Genomic DNA, 20775 nt, shown 5'->3' with positions numbered 1-20775 from the left:
TTGTTGTAACGCAGTTTGAGCCTGTTAATTGTCTACGTTTAATAAAATTAGGGTATAGCTTCTGAACAAACAATCATGCCCTGTCAAATATACATCTCTCTAATTCTGAATAGACAGTCATATCTTCCTTCATATATTTTGAAAGTGTGATCTTGAAATCCGCAGGATTGATGCTTGTGGTAATTTCACAAATGGACTTAATCCTACCAGTTTGATCTTTGATATTTTGATTAACGATGTCGGCAACCAACTCATTATATTCTGACTCATTGAAATTCTTCCCAATGGCTGAACAATAGTTAGCCAGAACTTCCTTATCATAAAGGTAGTTTTCAATTTCCCACCGCTTGATAACCCTGTGGTTTTGGGGGTTATTCTGTAGATATACTTGTCTATCTTGCTCCGAGGTTTCTTTACCTGACGAAATGTCCCTATCCTTTAGAACCAATATCTCAATTTCTGAAAATACTTTTGTTAAAATTGCGATGGCAATTTCGCTACGTTGATCGAGTTCTGTGTTGCCGCCGCTTGAAATAAACAAGGTGTCATGGTATTTGTCAGCAAAAATGTTATTGAAGACTTTCGCATCAAGTCCTCTTTCCTGTCCATTAACACCCGGCTCACCTCTGCCTTCACAGTAAACAATTCGTTTCGGACTGACAAGACCTGTTAGGTCGTCAAGTGCTGTTTCGAATATTTTAAGCCATTCCGAGCGGCTTTTTACTGCTGGAGTAATCGTTTGCGGTGTTGATGCCAGATTTACTCCTGCTGGGAAATGAACTATCTGGCACTCATTTTTCAATTCATCCTGCAATGCTCGCAAAAAACCTATGCTGTGTGTTGCTACCCATATTTGGCAGTTGTCACCGACTAATTTGTTAATTTCTAACAACAACTTTTTCTGTATTGATGTATTGATATGTAACTCTGGCTCGTCAATGAGGAAAATTGTGTTATCGAAATCGTCTTTTCTCAAATACAGATCGAGTAATAAATCTACAACTTCCTTTTCGCCAGAAGAGAGAACATTGAATTCAAATTCCCCCGGATGATCTGATTTACTGAAATATAATGTGCCCTGAGAAGCCTCAATATTACCGATACTGGTGACGCTCAAATCAAGGCAATTTTGGATTGCCTTATTCAAATCCCCGATTATTTTTTGCTTTGCTTCGCTAGGCCTGCAATCCTGATCGATCAAATATTTATTGTATTTTATATTCAAACGTCTATAATTTTGTTCCATCTTGTCATCCAAATCAGAGGATAGACTTGCCCCGTAATTATTTAGACGAATTTCGTTGATAGCTCTTGATTCGGTTACGTTAAGGTTGCTGTTGTAACGATAGGGACTTCTAAATGAAATAAGAGTTTTATGCTTTCCCTCTGGCCGTTTGGCTGTCCAAACGTCTTGAAATGATCCTTCGACGAAATCAATTACTATGTTTTGGTAGTCAAAATTTAGGGCTTTGTGCATTGAATGATATTTATAATCTTTATCGCCCTTTTCACCAATTACTTCATGTGCGTGATTATGGAAAAGTATCCCGTCAAGAACGCTACTTTTCCCGCAACCATTAGGGCCAACCAATGCAACAATTCTTTTTGGATTATCACCGAGATCTATTGTTAAATGGTGAAATCGTTTATAACCGTTCTTTAACTCGATCTTTTTAATTCTCATTCTGCAAAGTATATCGTGATGGGAAATTGGAATGTATTAAGCGAAAAATGTCCCGATCAAGCTGCGCGCTGCGTTACAACTTATAATTCTATCGCAGTTGCGGTACAATCATGTTTATAGCTCAAAACTATTGCATAACCGTACTTTTTGTCAAGACATTGGATGAGGCGTTTGATATTTCGATCTGATGGAGTTAGCACCAAGTTTGCTCTCTCGCAGGATTATGTAATAACTCGCGAATATTGGCTTCGATGACACGATAACCGATATTGCCGTTGAAGTTTACGATTAAGCGATCGCTATTTCACCCAACAACAAATATTCTCAAATGATTTGATTTGTTTTAGAGAGCGATCGCCTCAATAATCATCTTCTCAACTTTGTGATTAGGCGATCGCCCCTAGCTAAAGTTAAGCCGTAGGGTGTGTCGCCATCGACAATCCTTCATCAACAGCGACAATATCATGGCGACGCACCTGTTCTTTTCCAGAGATGAGGAAAAAAAAACAACATTTTGATAAGGTGCGTCGCTACTCGAAAAGTCGATTTTTATTGACAGATTTTTGCAAGGTGACGCACCCTACGGCTACAGCTTTGAGGTTAGGATGGAAGCCTGTCCTCGATCGCAATATAAGGAGCACCGTGAGTTCCCGTATATATTTGAGTCGGGCGGTAAATGCGGTTTGCCTCTAGTTGTTCCTTCCAGTGGGCCAACCAGCCGGCAACGCGGGCGATCGCAAAAACCGGCGTAAACAAGTCGATGGGAATTCCCATTTTTCGGTAAACCAGACCAGAATAGAAATCTACATTTGCATAAATTCCTTTGTGACCCAAGTTCTCCTCAACCACTTCTTCCAACTTGACAGCAATGTCGTAATAATCATCGTGGCCGAAGTTCTCAAACAACTGTTCCGCTAACCTCTGAAGAATAGTTGCTCTCGGATCTTTCACCTTGTAAACTCGGTGACCGAAGCCCATGATTTTGTCTTTATTTGCAACGCTCTTCTCGACAAAAGCGCGCACGTTTTCTACCGAACCAATTTGCTCCAACATATCAATCACTTCTTCATTAGCTCCCCCGTGCAGTGGCCCCGCCAAAGTGCCAACGGCTGAAGCAATCACTCCGTAAGGGTCTGTCAGCGTCGAAGCTGTTACCATTGCCGAAAATGTAGAGGCATTAATTGTATGTTCAGCGTGGAGAGTCAGACAAGTGTCAAAAATGCTAGCTAACAGCGGATCGGGTTCTTGCTCGTTGAGCATATAAAGAAAGTTAGCCGAGTAGTTCAAGTCATCCCTAGGCCGCACCGGGTCATTTCCCCGTCGCATTTGCTGGAACGCTGCTACCATTGTGGGAATCTTAGCTAGCAGCCGCACTACAGCTTCTCGAATGTATCCCTGGTTGGGGAGAGCTCGGCGCGAGTAGAACAACCCCAGGGCGGCCGCTGAAGCTTGCAGGGCGTCCATTGGATGTCCTCTTTCAGGAAAGCATTTCATCATGTCCCGGATGCGATATTTGATCCGGCGGTGATACCGAATTTCATGCTCGAAAGCTTCTAGTTCTTCCTTTGTCGGAAGTACCCCCCAGATTAATAAATATGAAGTTTCAACAAAGGAACTTTTCAGTGCTAGTTCCTCGATGCTAATCCCGCGATATTCCAGCAATCCTTTTTGTCCATCGACGTAGCTAATGCTGGACAAGGTGGCGGGAACACCTTCTAAACCTGGTTTGAATTCGCCGACGACCATTGCGATACCGTTTTGTGTGAGTTGAACAATACTAAAAGTACATTACCAGAAACCAAGATAGTGTCACAGTCTTGACAAATAATCATTTAATTGCGGTTCAGAAATCGGGTTTTTCAACCGAGAACCCGATCGCACCGCTGCCTATTTTCGCCCCTCAAACCCGGTTTTAGCGTCGGAGAATGCGGGTTTAAGAGGGCTGGCGCTTACTGTTACTGTCAGGGCGGTTCGCTGTTTCTAGGGCAGCAAAAACTTGGGCGGAGTTAGCCAAAACATTTGGCTGCGGCCCACTGGGGACCCGGTTTCCGGGAGGATTAAGCCGATGATACCTGCTTTTTTGAGAATCAGGGCATCTTGCGATCGAGCCCAAAGCAAAGTTTCTGCCCAATGGCCTAAATCTGGTTGGTGGCCGACCAGGGCCAAGCTGCTGCTACCTATTTCCTGCCACTGTTTGTACCACTCCAGCCAGTTCCCGATGTCTCCTGAAGGTGCGAGGGCGGCGGATTCTTCTATTTTAGAACTGAGACCGACTGTTTGCAGGATTTGGGCGGTTTGCTGCGCCCGCAGTAGGGGACTGGTCAGAATCAGGTCAAACTGAATTTCGAGTTCGTACAGCCGCTGGGCGATTTTCCGGGTTTTACGATCGCCCTCTTTAGTAAGCGGGCGTTCTGAATCTGTATCGTATTCTTCGGGTGAGGCTGCGATACCGTGGCGGATCAGGTAAATAACCATATATCAATACTTCCAGGCATTTTATCCCATTTTTCTAGGAGCGGTCTAGGATATACCTACCTTCTTTTGCCTATTCTACAACTGGATTGACCTCTGGCGCCGTCATCTGGTTTGCGCTTGTGTAGCGATCGCGCCCTTGTCGTTTCGCATCGTACAATGCTCGATCGGCGAGGGCAACGAGTTCATCCGGTGATGTTGCCAAGGAGGGAATCACAGTCGCAATTCCCATGCTAACGGTCACGATCGCGCTCACATCAGATTGCTCGTGAGGGACTGCCAACTGTCGGATTGCCTGACGCATCGACTCCGCAACCGCGATCGCCCCTGCAGCATCCGTATTCGGCAGGATAGCAGCGAATTCTTCGCCCCCATAGCGCACAAACAAATCGGTAGAACGTTTAACCGCGGCTGCTGCGGCTTTCGCTACTTTCACCAAACAAGTATCCCCAGCTTGATGTCCGTAGCAATCGTTATATCGCTTGAAATAATCTACATCCAACATAATCAACGAAAGCTGTTGTTTGCCCTGCATCAGTCGGTGCCATTCCGACTGCAACCGCTCATCAAAACAGCGGCGGTTTGCTACTTGTGTTAGCCCATCTGTCGTAGCAATTAATCTTTCTCGTTCCGCCCGGTGTCTTAGCATCTCATCTGCCCGCTTGCGTTCTGTAATATCAGCAAAAGTCGTCACTACTGCATAGGGTTGAGACTGATTGAGATGGAACAGCGGTTGAGAATTAATCGAAATCCAAGTCAGCGTTTTATCCGATTTGTGAATGCCCATCACCACATTCGATTGCGGTTGTCCCGTGCGCAGGGTAATCGTTGCCGGATGCTGTTCGCCTGGGAACGGTTCGCCATCCTCCCGAACGGTTCGCCAGTCTAAATCTTCTATCGATGTGTGCCCCATCATTTGCTCCGGGGTCAGCCCGGTAATCCTTTCGGCACTAGCATTGCAGGCAGTAATTTGTCCGTCTGCTAGCTGGAGTACAACACCTTCTGTCATGGTGATAATCACAGAACGGTACCGTTCCTCGCTTTCCTGCAATTGACTCAGGAGAATGTTCTTAGCATCAAATTCTGAAGCCAGATGCAGGCTGCTTGCGAGAAACCCGGCCATCAGTTGTAAAGTCTGGATATCTGACTCTGTAAAGGCAGAGGGTGTAGCTGAAAGCACTTTTAAGACGCCAACCCGATCGTCCTGATAGAACAAGGGAACAACCACCATTGACCGGAGACCAATGCGCTCACAGGCAGCCCGATTTACCCGTGCATCGGTTTCTGAATCCTCGCAAAGCATGATTTGCCCCGTCGCAATACATTTTCCCGATAAACTTGTCCCTACTTTGATCCGTAATCCAATATAGGGGGTGGCGATACCGCTGGCTGCCCGATACACCAATTCATCCCCTTCCAGAATTTCAATCACTGCTCCATCGGCGCGGGTCAAATCTTGAGTCCTCTCTGCAATCACGGCCATGACTGCATCGAGATTGGGATTGTGGATGGCGATTTTCTGTTGGGTAGCAATCACTATACTCAGACGCTCGAACTCTTGTTTTAATGCTGCTTCTGCTTGCTTGCGATCGGTGATATCCTTCATAAAGCAGTGATGCCCGATCGCGCGCTCCTGCGAGTCGTAGGCTGCCAACATCACCAATTGCTTGTAAAAAATCGAACCATCTTTCCTGATACCGCGGGCCTCAACCTCCACTCGGCCCTCGGCTCGCATTTTTTGATAAGCCGCTATCATCCTGTCGCAGTCCTCGGGATGAACTGTTTTCTGCCAATTCATACCCACCATTTCTTCAGGTTGATAACCCGCTATATTGGCGTAGGCTTGATTAACGGTGATATACCGTCCGAAAATATCCAGGCGCGAGATGCCGTCCACCGCATTAGCAAGAGCTGTACTCATTTCTCTGAGTTCTGTTTCCGCCTGGACAAGATCCGTAATGTCTTGGGATGTACCAAACAACCGAATGACTTGTCCCTCTGCATTGAGTTCGACCTGTCCTCTGGCTTCGGTATGGCGGATAGAACCATTCGGGCGCAAGACTTTGAGGCGCAATAGATAAGGCTCTCCCCGAGTCAGCGCTCGTTGAACAACCATATGTAGCTGTTTGGCACTTTCGGGATGGTAAATCCGCAGGTTTTCTTCATAGGTAGGTTCGCCCAGTGCCCTGTCGCGTCCCAAAATCTCAAATAGTTGGGGAGACCAGGTAATTTTACCCGTCATCGCGTCCCATTCCCAGTTACCGATGTGGGCAACCCGCTGGGCTTCTGACAACCTGGTTTCATTCTGTTGCAGGGCAGTTTCTGTTTGCTGGCGACTAGCGGTAATGTCATTTTCGTTGACGACCAACATCGGGTTGCCTGTTACCGGGTCTTTGGTACACCGCACGTCGATCCTGTGCCAGCGAATCCCCGCCAGAGTAATCACTTGAGCCTCAGTGATCGAGACCTCGCCGTACCCTTGAACTCCCATTGCTCGCTCTCCTACCTGAGGGTCAACAAAGTGGCTCAGAAAAGCATTGTCTGACGCAGAGCGAGGGTGCAGCGCATCCCCATAACAGCGCAAGGCCGCCGGGTTTTCCAGCAGCGGTAAGCCTTCTAGGGTGTACAGGGAAACCATGAGCGTGGTGTGCCGGAGTGCCTCGATCGATCGCAGGATTTCCGGCTCCATTTGATGAGCGCTTTCGACCGTACCCTCGATCAGCATTGCCAAACGCCCGCTCTCTATCCCGATCCCAGAACACCGACAGCGGACAGAAACAGGCTGACCGCCCGGGTAAAACGTCCACTGCTCGGACAAGGTTTTGCCTTGCTTAAACTGCTGCAGATATGTCTGCAAGCGAATCCGAGTAGACTCTGACACATCGCTAAAGTTGCGGCTCGCAAGTTCTTGCCAGCTAGAAGCATTCCACAGGTACAAGGATGCTTGGTTGGCCCACCACATTTGCAAATGCTCAATATCAAATATCCAGATCGGATTTTGCAATAACTCAAAGGCTCTGAGGTGGACAATACCCCCGCTCAGGGAACAGGCAAACTCTGGTTGCAGGCAATTTTCATGGACTATTGGCGCGCTGTCTGTATTAATCGCAGTTTGATTCGGTTCTGTTTTGAGTTCCGGCGGTTGATTTGGCGGCAGCACCGGGTGATGAGATATCAGGTGCCGCATCCTCAATCCAAGCAGCACTGCAACGTGTTGCAGGATCTGAACGTCGAGAGGTTCCCACTGACGCGGACTTCGGCATTGATGAGCAATCAACAGTCCCCAAAGCTTCTGAGATTGCTGCTGTTTGCCATCTAGCAAGATTGGCACAACTAAATTTGCCTGAACCTGGATGCGATCGAGCAATTCGACATCACAAGCTTGAAGATGACCGCTGTGAATATCAGAAATGCTGCTAGTTTGTCCCTGGCTGTAACGCTCTACCCAGGTAGCTTCAAAGCAAGAATCATAAATCTGTTTTCCTAAGATTCGCGGCCACTGAGCATCAACCGATTCAGCAAATACTACGCCATCTCCCTGTAGTAGGAAGCGATAAATAATCACGCGATCGGTTTGCAGCAGCACCCTGGTTTCTTCTACCGCACATTGCAAAATTGTCTCCAGATCACCCAAGTCGTTGATTTTAAGTGCAATTTCAGAAATTTTTTCTAGAATATTCTCTAACGACCAAGAGAAAGTCTCTTTTGTAGACATCTCCGTGTTCCTTTTTTTGTTAAGCATTTTTTACTATTCTAACCCGCCACCAAAAAATATAATAATTTGTTTTAAGCCGTAGCAACTGCTTGTTTGGTTGAGGAACGAAACCAACACTTTATGTTTGGATTAAAACTTTAATGAAATGGTACAAATTTTATTTTTTATGTGAGTAAGCCAATAATTTATGTTTTTCCGGATCTATTTGGCTTCTTGGGCGGAGTTTTTATATAAAAACTTAGCTAAAATTTTCTCACAAACTCTAAAAACTTGTAATTTATTTAGCCAATTAATAGGAAATATCAAATAATTAATCTTGTAGATTTTTTAAAGACCAAGGATTATGTTGTGAGTTTAGTAAGCTATATAAAACTAAGTTTTTCCAGCAATCGGGTTGGTTTTTCAAAATACTTTGTTGTTTTTATTGACAATAGTTAAAAAAAGGTTTCTTTGGTGTATTTGTGGAAAATAATAAAATTTATTCTTGTTATTCCAGGAATAATCAACCGGGTTTTTTAAACCCCTTACTTCGTTCAAACCCTCAATAAAAGTTAAAAAACCGGTTGATGAGAGTTAGAGTGCGTAGATGACCGATCGTCAAGTTGAGATTTTGCCCGGAAGCAGAAAAAAACGCGGCAAAACCTGGTAGCAACCGGAGGTCGAACCCAGCGATCGCCTTCCCAGGCTGTTGCTGGAAGAAATACCGCATCTACAAACTCCAGAGTTAATGATCGTAAACAGGATTGTCTTTAGGACTAATTAATTTCAGCAACTTTTGCTTTATCTGGGTATCGAATACTTCCCATTTCAGCCTCGCATAATCGCTATTCTCATTGTCGCCGGAAAGAAATCCTACCGGAATTTCAAAACCTCCTGCTTGACTTCTACCACCGCCAAAAAAGCGTCCTTGAGCATCTTGACCGAAAGCTTCTTTAATAAATTCGTCGGGGTCGAGAGTGAGTTTAGTAGTTCGCAGCGAGCCAATTACTACTTCAATTTCTTCGTCTTTGTCGTGAACAATTCCATAAACAACGGCTGTATGTACGTTCTCCTCTGTTACTAAAAAGTCCGCCGCTTGGGGAATAGAATCCCGATCGTCATAGCGGAGGTAGCCGATGCCGGCGATCGAAAAATTGTTCTGGACGGTGCGGTTTTTGAGCGCTCCCTCGATGGCGTCCATCACCCACTTAGAACGAGACGACAGCAACACCGCATTCAGCAACTGCGGGTCGTAAAACCGGCTCAAATAAGCCGCAGCTAAAAAGTCCTCTTCCTGAGCTTGTCTGAGGGCGTTAGTATCCGATCGCAAACCGTGCATCAAAGCTGTAGCGCACTTGATGTGCAGGCTGACGCTGCCGTCGAGAGTTAGGAGTCCAGCCTGTAAATACTCGGTCAAAATCGTGGCTGTAGCGCGGATTTGAGGACGCAAATCGGTAAATTCTGCGTTCATTTCCCCCTGCAAATTGTGATGGTCGATGACGGCGGCGATCGGAACTCCAGCCGCTAAAATAAACTGGGTTAAGTTACAAGTCGTCCCTTGGTTGTCGATGAAAGCGCAGCCCTGATACACCGACAAATCCTTAGTTTTTAATGTTTCGAGCGTCCACCGCTGCAACGGCAACCCTGTCAATTTAACTAAGGCAATATTTTCTTGGTGGCTGAGAGCGCCGGCGTAGATAATCTCGCATTGGATATCGTACTGTTCGGCGATTAATTTGTAAGTCCAAGCGCTTGAAAGTGCGTCGGGGTCGGGAAAATCTTGTAGCAATATTAACTGGCGAGTGCCTTTGTGCCGATCGAACATTTGGCGCAATTGCTCGACTTTGCGATCGTGCAATTCCTCGCGGAGACTGGTGCGATTCTCTTCGGAAGCAACTTCGGCTTTGCTGCGCCGTTTCGCAGGCGCACTCACTCTGGGTACAACCTCGATGCTGGGTTCAAGCTCACCTTCGCGGTTATCAGATGTTTCATCGGAATTAGCAGGGAAATGGTCTTTCATTGTTAAAAATTAACAATTTAACTATTCAGGATTTGCGCGACATTCGCTTTTAAACCCGGTTTGCTTGTAGATGCCTTGTTGTCAAAGCCAATACTTCTTACGAGAAACCGGATTTAAGAGCGTAAATTCTGTCTTTAACTTTTTAACTTTTTAACTCGTGCACCCCGGGTGCGTTGCGAGGAAGGAACCAATCTCAGAAATCAGAACTTCCGCAAAAAACCCCCGCGCTTGCGCTGACAGGGGTTTTAAAGGCCTATTACATATTTTTGCCATTCTTTGTGCATACCGCTCTTAACGTGTTTAGTCACTTCAAAATAAAGACCGCTGTGAGGTTTCCTCGGCGGATAGCGCAGCGGCATTCCCGCTTCTTTTGGCGTGCGGCTGCCTTTATTGACATTGCAGCGGACGCACGCCGTAGCGAGGTTTTCCCAAGAGTCGCCTCCTCCGCGCGATCGGGGAATCACGTGATCGAGCGTCAAATCGTCCCCGGTATAACCGCAGTATTGACAAGAGTGCGCGTCCCGGTGCAAGATGTTCCGGCGGGTAAGCGGAATATCCTTATAGGGAACTCGGACGTAATGCCGCAGTCGGATCACAGTTGGTAGCGGAAAATTTGGCGCAATAAATTTCCCGTTGTGTTCTACCTGTTCTGCTTTTCCTTTCAGCAACAAAACTACCGCCCTTCGCCAATTGGTGATGTTAAGGGGTTCGTAGGAGGCGTTCAGCACCAGAACATTGCCCATTGTTGATTATTAAAGAGAATATTTTTCCCGATGTTAACACAGGTTCGAGTTTAGGTGGGACGGCCTCAGGAAGAGCGAGGCTCAGCAAAAAACGGTGAAAAACCGCACCTTTACCCTATACCTTCGCGCCTGCGCCCACTGTGGCTGCACCTATTTTCTGGCGCAGGCGTTTGTCAAGTAGCATTTTCCCCTGAGTTTTGGCCTAGATGAGGCAAGTGTATGCGATCGGCAAAAATTTGCATAATTAATTTTATTTTTTTCCCTAAATGCCTAATCTTCCCGGCAAAAAGCAGTCTAACTTTTTAAAGTATTAGTAACCTTAAATGAAAAAGCTTATTACTGCTCATGGAATTTCGGCTCTTAAAGTCAGCTTTTAGCGCGTCAATTATTGCCCTTGTTGCTCCGATTTTAGCCAACAGTCCCGCCTTTGCCCAAACGCCTTCATTCTTCTGCGGCGCTGCTGGCGGCTACCCAGCTACAATTGCTGTCCAACAAGGCAAAAATATTCCCGTTATTCTGTGGCTAGCTGATAACTATTTCAATGAATCGGGAGAAGACGCGATTACTCGGTGCACCCGAGTCTCGGGAATTCTCAACAACTCGCAACCGCAAGGCAACTGGGACAATATTATCACATCAGGTGCATCTCCCAGCGGTCAACTAATTATTTGTGCAGCTAATTCTCAAGACGGTTCCTGTAGATTATTATATCAAGTACCCAAAGGGCAAAATCCCGAACAAGCCCGACAAGAACTCTTAAGAAAAGTCAAAAATCCTAATGTAAGTGTTTCGCCGGTTAAGATAAATTGATAGTCAGAAGTCATTAGCTACGGGTAGGAAAACGGCATTGCCGTGTCATACTTGCAGATTATTGAGAGGACACGGCATTGCCGTGTCCCTACTTGCAGATAGTTGAAACTCGTGTAAAATACTTCGGTTGAGTGGTGAAAAAATTGCAGCTTTGCTTCAGCAATTCTTCTAACCCTTCAACCTGCCTCAGCCAGACAGTGCCGTTGCTTCCAGCTACAGCAATTTGCTTTCCGTCTCGACTCCAACTGACACTAACAACATTCTCCTCGAAGTCAAATTGAGCAACCTGTCGCCCCGCTAAATTCCACAGCCGCACACTCTTGTCAATTCCCACTGTAGCAAGCCGTTCTCCGTCGGGACTAAAACTAATTGCTTTCGCATCAAAATGCAATGTTTGAAATTCATTAACTAATTCTTTTTCTGACATATCCCACAGGGCGACTTTGCCATTCAATGTTACTGTTGCAAAGCGATTTTGGTGTTGATCCGAACTGAAACTGAGCCCAATTGCCTGAAGTGGCAGTATTTTTTTCAGCTTTCCCGACAAATTCCAAATTCGGACTGTAGATTTGCCATCTAAAGTTGTTAAAAAATCGCCTTCTGGGCTAAAATTTACGCTTCTAACTAAGCCGTTGTGGCCCGGTATTTGCACGCTAGGTGATGCTAATTTGGGCAGATTTGACAATTTCCAAATTGCAGCCTTGCTGTCTATTCCTGCCGCAGCTAACAACTTTCCTTCGGGACTAAAACTGATGCTGGTAACAGAGCCTTGAATTCCTTTCAATTGAGAAATATTTTTACCTGATAAATTCCAGAATTTAACGGTGCTGTCCCTTCCGGCAGTCGCTAAAAATTTACCGTTTGGGCTAAAGTTTACCATATTAACTGACTGCTGCAAAGCTTTCCATTCAGCAATTTTTTGCCCGGAAAAGTTCCAAATCCGAACCCTATCATCTATTCCTGCGGTTGCTAACATTTTCCTGGTTGGGCTAAAACTGATGCTGGTAACTGCACCTTTATGAGCTTGCCACTTTATCTTGGTTTGCGGAAGTGATGATGCTTGCATCTGCTGTTGTTCACTAATTTTATCAAGAATTACTTGTAAGGCTAACAGCGGCCTAGTTGCCGGATATTCTTCTAGCTTGTGTTTGTTTTCAACCAACGTTTTTAATCTTTTTCCCGAGGCGATCGCCCTCAGTAAAGCTTCTGATAAAGCTTCGCTGTTTTCGGTTTTTTGAGATACCGCTAACAGTAAAGCATCGCTGCCATTTTGTTCGATTTCAATACTTGCTTGTGCTAGTTTAAACCGCTGGTAAGCGAGAGTTGAAAAGCCGATCGCCCCTAGTAACGATGCTGCCAGTACCGCAGAACCGATTCTGATCCACTGTTTGGCTTTTTGTTTGGCAGAGTCAGCTTCCATCAAAGCTTTTTCGGCATCACACACAGCTTTTTGGGTTTCTAGTGTAGCTGAATGCAACAGTTGATTTTGGTCGCTCAAAATAACTTTCTGGCTGGCAGTCAAAAACTGAAAATCTTCGTTTCTCAAACTTTTTCCTGCCGCCCAAACTAATGCTGACTGCAAATCATCCCCTCGCAACAGTTGAGAATTATCTTCACAGCTAGAATTTAGCCAGAGTTTGATAGCTTCCGAGTAAGGCGAGAGATTTTCTAATTTTTGTTCAATTAACTCTTGGTTAAATACAGCTTCATAAATAGGATTAGAAATTGTTAATTTTTCCCCGTGCTTAACGATTAATCCGCTCAATCGCAATTCCATTTGTTCGGCACTGCCATCGGGGACAATTTCAGCTTGCTCTAAAATTTGCTGATACAATCCGAGTCTCCTGACAATGCGCTGGTTTTCTTTGAAAAGCCGATCGCGAATTGTGGACAAATGTTCGGGAACATCTTGAGTTTCCCAATTTTCCACGATTTTCAAGTGCACTACCTTCTCAACCCACTCTTGAGAAGTGTTAATTTTATCTTTTTCCCCCTCTTGGCAAGGGGCGGCTGCATCTTTCTCCCCCCGTTGGCAAGGGGCGGCTGGGGGGGGTAAATTCGGGATTAATTGTGGATTTTCCAGCAGAAGTTTGCACAGCTTTTGAGTCAAAAAAGGCTGCCCGCCCGTCCAATACAAAACCTCTCTCAAAACTTCATGAGGGCTGTCTGTAAGCTCTGCCAACCCCGCTGCTAGCGGTTGAGCTTCTGTTTCGTCAAAACCAGTTAATTCGATCGCCTTGCCAATATTAAAAGGGGTATTGATGCTGGCATATTGCTCGCGGCACAAATCCGTGGGCGATGCTACACCTAAGAGAGCCCAAGTTAGGCGATCGAACTCTGAATTGTTGGCGCGCTTGTTGTAGCACGATCGAATTAAGGCTAAAAAATCATCGGCGGGAAAATCTAGGGCGAGAATGCTGTCGATTTCGTCAATAAAAATGACAATATTGCTGGAAATGTTGGGTAAGAGTACGGTTTCGATGAATTCGCTCAATCTTTGAACCGGGGTTAAAAAATTGCGATCGCGCCACCAAGTCCGCACGTTGACAATATCCGACAGGTTAAAGTTATTTTCGAGAATGCGTAGCAAACCAGCATACCACTGTTCAGGAGTGACGCCGCGGTTGCCAATTTCCGAAATGTCGATCGCAGCACAAGCAATTCCTTCATTTCTCAGCCGCTGAATTGTCCGCACCTGCAAGCTAGATTTGCCCATTTGCCGGGAATTCAAAACATAACAAAATTCTCCGGCTTTCAATCCGTTATAAAGGTCGTCGTCTGCTTGCCGCTTCACATAATTTGGAGCGTTATTTGTCAAACTCCCACCGACTTGATAGTAACTGGGCTTTGTTGTAAAATTCATAAAATCAAAAAGAACCTTCGGCGGTTTAAACCGCAAAGAGAGTCAAACGAAGTCTCTCTCTAAGAGACTAAATAATCGAGGGGTTATTATAATTTTGTATGATTAATTGTACCACAATAAATGAATATACTTAATTAAATCTCAGATAAAAAGGGCTAAAAAAGTTGCTAGATGAGAATTTTTCCTTCTTCCTTCTTCCTTCTTCCTTCTTCCTTCTACTTACAGCATGAAAACTGATTGGACTGGATACAACCACGACAAAGACAAGTTAAGAGCTGAAATTTGGTCTTTGCTGAAGCAGGAATCCGCATCTATTGGCGATCCGTTTGGTCATATTCCCAACTTTGTCGGTGCTGAGTTGGCTGCCGAAAGATTGGCAACTTTACCAATATGGCAACAAGCAAAAACCATTAAGTGCAATCCAGATTCGCCACAAATTCCGGTACGATGGCGAGCTTTGCAGGAGGGAAAACGCCTGTATATGGCAGTACCGCGCTTGACAAGCACGCGCTGTTTTGTTGAGTTAACTGCTGAGGATTTGCAGAGACAAAATATATCAATTGCCGAAAGTGCGATCGCCCGCAAAGCACTCGCTTGGGGAAAATTGGTAAGTTTTGCAGAAATGGAGCCGATTGATTTAGTAATAGTCGGCTGCGTAGCGGCGGGTCCCAACGGTGGAAGAACCGGGAAAGGTGCAGGTTTTGCCGATTTGGAATTGGCTATGTTGAAGGAATTCGGGTTAGTACAAATCGATACGCCAATTGTGACAACAGTGCATCCTTTGCAAATAGTCGAAGATTTGCGTTTACCAATGCAAGCTCACGATTGGGCGCTGAATTGGATTGTTACTGCTGAGGAGGTAATTGAAACTAATACAAGTTATCCGCGTCCGACAGGGTTAAACTGGGATAGTATACGGCCGGAACAGTTGGCACAAATTCCGATTTTGCGAAAGTTGAGAGAGCAATTAACCAATAACCAATAGCTTTCAATCAAAATCAAGGCAAAAGAGAATTTACAGCGATCGCCCCAATTTCTATTCCTTCAATAATAATCGGTATAACAGCCGATCGCCCAAAATCTAACCTTTGACTGTAATCTGGCTGCTCAACTTCCACAACAGGTTGAGAGTACACCTCCACCTGTTCTTCCACAAGATTCACAATCCAATAAATGGAAATTCCAGCGCGGGCATAAATCCGTTTTTTTACTGTTCGATCGCGCTGAAGCGTCGTATCGGATACTTCAACAATCAGGGCAATATCTTCAGCACCAGGATGCCGATCGAGATACTGTAGCGTATCCCCTCGAACAACCACTATATCAGGTTCTGGTTCGCTGTTTGATAGCGTTATCGGTTCTTGGGAATCAACATACCACCCCGCAGGTAAAATGTTCTCTAAAGCTGTTCTGACAAGACGAGTTGTTGCTCGATGCGGTGGATTTTTGGGAATTTTGAAAACCAGCCAACCTTCCAGCAATTCTACAGAGTCATCATCCGTGAGAATGCCAGCTTGAATTATGGCATGATACTGCTCAATGCTCAAGCGCCAAATCAGAGCGTTCGGAATTGCTGCGACACTTTCGACGAGCGGCATAACTGTATTGGCTAGTTGATTATTGTCTTATTTTACTGTTTATTTAACGAACCGCGAAGGCGCGAAGGACGCGAAGTAAGAAAGAAGAAGAAGAGGAAGAAGGTAATTTCATAATCTATCTACTTTGTGGTGAATACGCGCCATGCAATGAAAGCTGTAAAGGCTAGATAACCAAACACGGTTATCCAATCTAGCCAATTATCGGAAGTTATTAAAAAAATATCGTTCATTGGCTGTTTTAATTTAAAAAGAGGTAGATTGTGATTTGTCGTTTGGTGGGGGCGGGTTTATGAGATTGTTCATTTTAGGCAATTATTGGCAGGTTTACCCGCCTCTACCATATCTGGAATTATAGGATAGCAGAGCGATAGGACTTAGACGATCGCGCTTAAGTGCGATCGAAAATATTGCCGGTACAACTCGCACCTCGGCACGCACTCGTTCCCCTGCAATCTCACCAACCCCAAGCTGTCTAATTTAAACGCCTGCATCGCTTTTAATGGCACCGGAGAATCCGCCGCTGCAATCTCTCTCATTCCCTGCGCCAACTCTGGATATTCTTCTAAATTCCACAACTGCCGGCGCAAATGGTCGCTATAAATTCCAGCATCTGCGATCGCAGTTTCTTTTAATTCATCGAGCGTCAAATCCGATCGCGAAATGTGATATAATGCAACTCGCACTAAATACGGATGTCCCCCGACAATTGCCATCAATTCCTCAACTTCGGCTTCCGACCAATTCAAGTTGTGGCGCGCTGCTAAATCTTGTATTTGCTGAGAGTTGAATTCGGGCAAATCTACTGGCAGCCCGACGTTGAAAGGCGATTGATTGATGTTCATCGGGATGTAAACTTCGGTGGAGTGAACTACAATTAATCGCAGTTTTTTCCAGATGTCGCGCCGCTTCGATTCTTCGTGCCACGCCCGCAGCAGTCCTAAAAAGTCTTCGGCAATGTCGGGATATTGAAAAACGCGATCGATCTCGTCTAATCCTAAAATTAAAGGACTGTCGATTTGCGGTAAAATGTATTTTTCAAAATAATCTTTGCAGTTGACTTTGCTGCCAAAAATCTCGTCCCAATAATCGTCTAATTGATTTGCTAAGTGCAACTCGCGGCCGACGTAAGCGCAAAACCACTTTAAGAATTTATCTAAGTTGGCAAATACGCCTTTATCTACTAACTGAAAAGTTAGCGGCACAGTGCAATAGCCTTGACGGGCTCCGTGATGCAAAATTCTTGCCATCAAGGAAGTTTTGCCCATTTGTCTCGGTGCTTTGATTCTAATTAACGCACTGGGCTGCACAATAGTTTGATAGCAGCGTTCTTCGATGGGCGGGCGTTCTACATAAAATTGAGAAGCGACATCGACTTGTCCTCCGGGTAATTCCGATTCGGCGGCGGGTAGAGGTGTTTCGTCGCTGCTAATTTCTAATAGCTGTTTTTGTGTGAAATTTTCCGTTTCTTCGGTAACTGGTACGGGTTCTTCTGCTAGCAAGTTCAGAACTTCTTCGATAATAATTGGAGTGTCGGCGGTGGTTTTCCATTCCCTCTGTTTGATGCGGTACAGATAGCCCCGCAAGTCGTGATTTAGAGGCGCGTTCAGCGGAAAACCGACGCGGATGGGGAGAATTATTGGTCTTCTGTCAGCGCGAGCATCTTGCAGTTCTTTTGCTTGCTGAACTTGATATGTTAGCAGTTCGCTTTGGCTGACCGTTGGCGGCAATAGTAGGAGCAAATAATCGCATTCTTGGAGGAAGGAATTAATGCGGTCGAACCAATTATCTCCCAATCTAATGTTATTTTCTGCTGTAAAAACTGTATGACCGATCGCACTTAAGGCCGTTTCTAACTGTTTTCCCAACTCGCGATCGGGTTCGGCGCTGCGGTAGCTCACAAATACTTTAACACTTCTGCTGTTGGCTGTTTCCCCCGCAGCAGGCAAATTGTCCGACTCACCCGCATCTTCCGCATCGTCTAGTTTAGCCGATCGGTGGTCGCCATTCGCCAGAGTCATCTCAAAAGCCGCGAACAACTGGCGAATTTTACTCAAATCCGCACCTTCTCTACCCTGCTTAATTTTGCTGACTGTATCGGCACCGACGCCAGACTCAGCCTCGATTTCTGTCAGAGTACCTCTAATGTTATGTCGGTCAGACCATTCTTGGAGCGCCTCGTTAAGTTTCTTTAAGCCAGAGGCAGTGAGAATGCGACCGCGATCGCGTTTTGACTTGAGCACTTCGCTTGCACTGAAAGGGAAAGGAATCTAGGAAGTTTAACGCCTTAAGTCCCTATTTTAGGCGATTTTAAGGGAGATAGTCAGCTAGCCGGAATTTAAGGCATTTTACTTGGAGTAGTTTTTGGGGCGATCGACTCCTCAAACTCTGTCCTGATAACGGCTTCAACAGTTGAATATATTTGAGTATAAAAATTTTTTCTTAACTCCCCAATCTCCGCCGCTAATGACCGCTTAACTTTTTAGAGTAGAGACACCCAGCAGAAAAGGAGCAGCCAAATGAGCAAAATCTTACACAGACTGGCAATGGCCGCTTTAGGAACAGGTGCCATTTTCACAATTAATACACTTAATAATTTAACAGAAGCATCAGCGGCTGGTAAATTTGACCAATCAGAAATTCATCAAAACACAGCTTTTCCAATTCCCGTACCGGGGCAGTTCCATAAATAGGCAAATTCATTGATTTAATTAAGGAGAAATTATGAAGTCTACACTTTGCTCCCCGCAACCTACAGCTACAAAATCTGACTCCGTTGATGCTGAGGCGATCGATGCCTGTACTGCACTTGCGTGGGTTGAATTGGTAGCATTAGATGCCAGCGCTCTCACAGGGGATGATTGGCTGGCTTTGTGCGATGATATTGATAGCGGGGAAATCTACCGCTGCTGGTTTTTGTGGCGCGACCGCGAAGTTAGCGGTAATTGGGAAGCTTACGATCCTTTGAGCGATCGCCGATTTGTTGCTAAAGAAAAAGTGTTGCTCAAAGCCGCGATCGACTCGCTCGAAGATGCTAGAAATCTGGCGACAGCAAAACTTTAATTCATCTAAGCCGCATACAATTCGCGCGGACAAAACAATAATAGGGCGAAGATAATTCACGACTGACTAAACAAACTTTCGTCCGCCTGCACGAGACTGGAAGAAAAAGGGGTAATAGAACCGGATTTGATATGAGTCCCGAAAACCAAATATTCTCAAACAAAATAAAAAAATTTACGGCGGCAGGCAGAGTTGACTGTATGATCCTATGTGCTTCGTCTCGAAAGCGGTCGAGAACACTGTGACCGCCGCTTTCTCGTTGCCACTGTTAAACTCTTTGTCTTTAAACATGACTCCAAAACTGCGATGGCTGTTGCCTGCTTTAATTACTGTTTTGTCGATCGCCCTGCCCGCAAAAGCTGATACACTAACATCTTGGCACTTCGATGCCAGCGAAAACCAACTCAATTTAACCACGGATTCAGGAGTTCAGCCGGAAGTCAAACTCATTGCAAATCCCACCCGCTTAGTAATTGATTTACCGGGAATAGTCTTGGAATATCCCGAAACTCCTCAAAACTACAACTCAGCTATTCAACAAATTAGAGTCGGACAGTTTGACACGGAAACTACCAGGTTAGTCATACAATTAACTCCCGGTTATAAGTTAGACCCGCAACAAGTCCGAGTCATTAGAGAATCTGCCACGCGCTGGTCGTTTCAGTTGCCGAATCCAGAGCAAATAGCGGGCAACGAGTCTGTGATACCTACAGCTATTACCCGGATAGAACAAACAACAGGTCAAGTTACGCCCACTGTTTCTCCCGGAAATCAGAGAAACTATTCCGCTGATTTGGGGATGTCAACAGGCTTGGAAATGACAGCCATCAAGCCTCAAATTGAAAGTGCGATCGAACAGTATAGATCCCTCAGCGCCGGAATGTTTTTTCTGGATTTAGATACAGGAAACTATTTGGATATCAAGGGCGATCGCGTATTTCCGGCCGCGAGTACCATCAAATTACCAATTCTGATTGCTTTTTATCAAGATGTAGACGCAGGCAAAGTTAGCCTAGACGAAACATTAGTTATGAAGTCCGACTTAGTTGCCAGCGGTTCTGGAACTATGCAAGACGAACCAGATGGCACTCGGTTTAGCATCAGAGAAACCGTAGATAAAATGATTACCATCAGCGACAATACAGCCACCAACATGATTATTGAACGTTTGGGGGGAATTGCTAAACTCAACGAGCGTTTTCGCAGTTGGGGATTAACTGATACGAGGATTCGCAATTGGCTCGGCGATTTTCAAGGAACAAATACAACAAGTTCTGTGGATATGGTAAAGCTGCTGGCGATGCTGTCTCGCGATAAATTAGTTTCTGAATCGAGTCGGGAACAAGCTTTAGAATTACTGCGGCGCACCACAACTAGAACGCTGTTACCTTCGGGTTTAGGCGCAGGAGCCGTGATTGCTGACAAAACCGGAGATATCGGTTTTGTGGTTGGCGATGCGGGAATTATTGATATGCCCAACGGCAAGCGTTATTTAGCCGCAATTTTTGTCAAACGTCCTTACAATGACCCGATTGTGAGAGATTTTGTGCGTCGGATTTCGCGGATTGTTTACAATTATTTAGACCAACCTGCGGCGAAAGCATCTGACAATTTGCGCTGAGATTGTGTCACGCTAAAAATAACTCGTAGGGTGCCCCGGAATCAGTTACGGACGAACGATCGAGGATTTGGGATCTGACGCACCTTACTAACGAGACTTATATCAAGTCCGGTTGAATAATTATAATACTGGAGTGCGATTCGTTTAACCTAAATGGATTAAAAATCCAGGGACGGTTAGCCTAACCCCTTGGTTAGTGTAACTGATTAT

At 45.3% G+C, this 20775-nt stretch carries 15 protein-coding genes; 5 read left to right on the top strand and 10 right to left on the bottom strand.

Going from position 1 to position 20775, the window contains the following annotated elements; genetic code table 11:
- Window positions 1-73 precede the first annotated feature (73 nt).
- The 7 genes from QUA54_RS29990 to QUA54_RS29960 form a co-directional block, all read right to left on the bottom strand.
- Window positions 74-1684, bottom strand: coding sequence for an AAA family ATPase (locus tag QUA54_RS29990; RefSeq protein ID WP_333418180.1), 1611 nt, complete (start codon window positions 1682-1684; stop codon window positions 74-76).
- A 600-nt stretch (window positions 1685-2284) separates the two neighbouring features.
- Window positions 2285-3430 (bottom strand): citrate synthase, encoded by a 1146-nt coding sequence (locus tag QUA54_RS29985; protein WP_333189178.1) that lies wholly within the window; start codon window positions 3428-3430, stop codon window positions 2285-2287.
- Between the two features lie 234 nt (window positions 3431-3664).
- The gene (gene sixA / locus QUA54_RS29980) at window positions 3665-4159 is read right to left on the bottom strand and encodes a phosphohistidine phosphatase SixA (RefSeq protein ID WP_172189707.1); all 495 of its coding nucleotides are present in this window, start codon (window positions 4157-4159) and stop codon (window positions 3665-3667) included.
- A gap of 70 nt (window positions 4160-4229) precedes the next feature.
- Window positions 4230-7871 (bottom strand): diguanylate cyclase domain-containing protein, encoded by a 3642-nt coding sequence (locus QUA54_RS29975; RefSeq protein ID WP_333418177.1) that lies wholly within the window; start codon window positions 7869-7871, stop codon window positions 4230-4232.
- A gap of 541 nt (window positions 7872-8412) precedes the next feature.
- Window positions 8413-8580 (bottom strand): hypothetical protein, encoded by a 168-nt coding sequence (locus tag QUA54_RS29970; protein WP_333418175.1) that lies wholly within the window; start codon window positions 8578-8580, stop codon window positions 8413-8415.
- A gap of 15 nt (window positions 8581-8595) precedes the next feature.
- Window positions 8596-9870, bottom strand: a complete 1275-nt coding sequence (locus tag QUA54_RS29965) for a bifunctional oligoribonuclease/PAP phosphatase NrnA (RefSeq protein WP_333418173.1) — start codon at window positions 9868-9870, stop codon at window positions 8596-8598.
- 245 nt (window positions 9871-10115) lie between these two features.
- A complete protein-coding gene (locus tag QUA54_RS29960) occupies window positions 10116-10613 on the bottom strand; it encodes an HNH endonuclease (RefSeq protein ID WP_333418171.1) in 498 nt (165 codons plus the stop codon).
- A 345-nt stretch (window positions 10614-10958) separates the two neighbouring features.
- On the opposite strand from QUA54_RS29960, the gene QUA54_RS29955 reads away from it, so the two are divergent.
- The gene (locus QUA54_RS29955; protein ID WP_333418170.1) at window positions 10959-11423 is read left to right on the top strand and encodes a COP23 domain-containing protein; all 465 of its coding nucleotides are present in this window, start codon (window positions 10959-10961) and stop codon (window positions 11421-11423) included.
- 88 nt (window positions 11424-11511) lie between these two features.
- Here the strand turns inward: QUA54_RS29955 and QUA54_RS29950 are convergent, their stop codons facing one another.
- Complete coding sequence (locus QUA54_RS29950; protein WP_333418168.1) at window positions 11512-14286, bottom strand: AAA-like domain-containing protein; 2775 nt, start codon at window positions 14284-14286, stop codon at window positions 11512-11514.
- Window positions 14287-14512: 226 nt separating this feature from the next.
- Between QUA54_RS29950 and QUA54_RS29945 the strand changes: the two genes are divergently transcribed.
- Window positions 14513-15271 carry a 5-formyltetrahydrofolate cyclo-ligase gene (locus QUA54_RS29945; protein WP_333418166.1) on the top strand — a complete coding sequence of 253 codons (759 nt, stop codon included), beginning with the start codon at window positions 14513-14515 and terminating at the stop codon, window positions 15269-15271.
- Window positions 15272-15284: 13 nt separating this feature from the next.
- On the opposite strand, the gene QUA54_RS29940 is transcribed toward QUA54_RS29945, so the two are convergent.
- Together QUA54_RS29940 and QUA54_RS29935 are read right to left on the bottom strand one after the other, a co-directional pair.
- Complete coding sequence (locus QUA54_RS29940) at window positions 15285-15884, bottom strand: Uma2 family endonuclease (protein WP_333418165.1); 600 nt, start codon at window positions 15882-15884, stop codon at window positions 15285-15287.
- Window positions 15885-16258: 374 nt separating this feature from the next.
- Complete coding sequence (locus QUA54_RS29935; protein ID WP_333418163.1) at window positions 16259-18124, bottom strand: AAA-like domain-containing protein; 1866 nt, start codon at window positions 18122-18124, stop codon at window positions 16259-16261.
- Between the two features lie 276 nt (window positions 18125-18400).
- Here QUA54_RS29935 and QUA54_RS29930 point away from each other — a divergent pair, with 276 nt between their 5' ends.
- From QUA54_RS29930 to QUA54_RS29920, 3 genes are all read left to right on the top strand, one after another.
- Window positions 18401-18574, top strand: coding sequence for a hypothetical protein (locus QUA54_RS29930; protein ID WP_333189164.1), 174 nt, complete (start codon window positions 18401-18403; stop codon window positions 18572-18574).
- A gap of 31 nt (window positions 18575-18605) precedes the next feature.
- Window positions 18606-18944 carry a hypothetical protein gene (locus QUA54_RS29925; RefSeq protein ID WP_172191021.1) on the top strand — a complete coding sequence of 113 codons (339 nt, stop codon included), beginning with the start codon at window positions 18606-18608 and terminating at the stop codon, window positions 18942-18944.
- Between the two features lie 289 nt (window positions 18945-19233).
- Entirely contained in the window at window positions 19234-20565 is a 1332-nt protein-coding gene (locus QUA54_RS29920; RefSeq protein ID WP_333418161.1) for a serine hydrolase, read from the top strand.
- Window positions 20566-20775: the final 210 nt, after the last annotated feature.

This window comes from Microcoleus sp. MOSTC5 (assembly GCF_036701825.1).
In the GTDB taxonomy this organism is placed as follows: domain Bacteria; phylum Cyanobacteriota; class Cyanobacteriia; order Cyanobacteriales; family Microcoleaceae; genus Microcoleus; species Microcoleus asticus.
The sequence above is the reverse complement of the archived record's forward strand: the minus strand, read 5'-3'. Positions and strand labels throughout refer to the sequence as shown.

Excerpts from the sequence above, each read along its gene's own strand:
- QUA54_RS29990 (WP_333418180.1), bottom strand. The coding sequence starts at position 1,684 with ATGAGAATTAAAAAGATCGAGTTAAAGAACGGTTATAAACGATTTCAC.
- QUA54_RS29985 (WP_333189178.1), bottom strand. The coding sequence starts at position 3,430 with ATGGTCGTCGGCGAATTCAAACCAGGTTTAGAAGGTGTTCCCGCCACC.
- sixA (WP_172189707.1), bottom strand. The coding sequence starts at position 4,159 with ATGGTTATTTACCTGATCCGCCACGGTATCGCAGCCTCACCCGAAGAA.
- QUA54_RS29975 (WP_333418177.1), bottom strand. The coding sequence starts at position 7,871 with ATGTCTACAAAAGAGACTTTCTCTTGGTCGTTAGAGAATATTCTAGAA.
- QUA54_RS29970 (WP_333418175.1), bottom strand. The coding sequence starts at position 8,580 with ATGCGGTATTTCTTCCAGCAACAGCCTGGGAAGGCGATCGCTGGGTTC.
- QUA54_RS29965 (WP_333418173.1), bottom strand. The coding sequence starts at position 9,870 with ATGAAAGACCATTTCCCTGCTAATTCCGATGAAACATCTGATAACCGC.
- QUA54_RS29960 (WP_333418171.1), bottom strand. The coding sequence starts at position 10,613 with ATGGGCAATGTTCTGGTGCTGAACGCCTCCTACGAACCCCTTAACATC.
- QUA54_RS29955 (WP_333418170.1), top strand. The coding sequence starts at position 10,959 with ATGGAATTTCGGCTCTTAAAGTCAGCTTTTAGCGCGTCAATTATTGCC.
- QUA54_RS29950 (WP_333418168.1), bottom strand. The coding sequence starts at position 14,286 with ATGAATTTTACAACAAAGCCCAGTTACTATCAAGTCGGTGGGAGTTTG.
- QUA54_RS29945 (WP_333418166.1), top strand. The coding sequence starts at position 14,513 with ATGAAAACTGATTGGACTGGATACAACCACGACAAAGACAAGTTAAGA.
- QUA54_RS29940 (WP_333418165.1), bottom strand. The coding sequence starts at position 15,884 with ATGCCGCTCGTCGAAAGTGTCGCAGCAATTCCGAACGCTCTGATTTGG.
- QUA54_RS29930 (WP_333189164.1), top strand. The coding sequence starts at position 18,401 with ATGAGCAAAATCTTACACAGACTGGCAATGGCCGCTTTAGGAACAGGT.
- QUA54_RS29925 (WP_172191021.1), top strand. The coding sequence starts at position 18,606 with ATGAAGTCTACACTTTGCTCCCCGCAACCTACAGCTACAAAATCTGAC.
- QUA54_RS29920 (WP_333418161.1), top strand. The coding sequence starts at position 19,234 with ATGACTCCAAAACTGCGATGGCTGTTGCCTGCTTTAATTACTGTTTTG.